The organism is Virgibacillus carmonensis, assembly GCF_057836705.1.
The window spans coordinates 1-523 of sequence record NZ_JBYQFJ010000402.1; the positions used below are offsets into that span (position 1 = coordinate 1).

The following is a 523-nucleotide window of genomic DNA, read 5'->3' on the forward strand; positions in this document are numbered from 1 at the left end:
CTCCGTTTGATTCGTGTCCTGGGCTGATTGTGCCTCTTGTTTTTTTGGTTCATCAAATGAATATGCTACATCGGTGAAATCCTGGATTACGGGTTCATCGTGGTCTACAGCTTGTTGCTTAGATTCAACCTGTTTAATTTCTGGTTCTACATCTGCATCGTTTTTGTCCTGCTTATTTTCTTTCGTTTTTGTCCTGACATTTGCAGTGGCAGTTTTCACCCTGGACCATACTTTAGATGAGAAGTCACCCAAAGAAAATTCAGTCAGAAATATAATTCCAATTATGATAGAAAAAATAGCAACAATTTTTGCTCCAATTGATGAAAACAAATAATAACAAAAAGAAAATAAAACTGCTCCAATCATCCCTCCGCCTGTTTGCGCCAACTCCCCTGGACCGTTTACATATGTAAAGAAACGGCTCCATGTAGACCGGATAATGGAAGCATTATCTGACTTAAACAGCAACATTTCATACGTTTGGATATGTGTCAGGAGTAGGATTCCTAAAATAATAATATAA

At 37.7% G+C, this 523-nt stretch carries 1 protein-coding gene; it reads right to left on the reverse strand.

What is annotated here, in order from left to right; genetic code table 11:
- Positions 1-523: DNA translocase FtsK 4TM domain-containing protein (locus AC3G7N_RS22580; RefSeq protein ID WP_489424333.1), on the reverse strand; the 523-nt coding region annotated here is incomplete at both ends.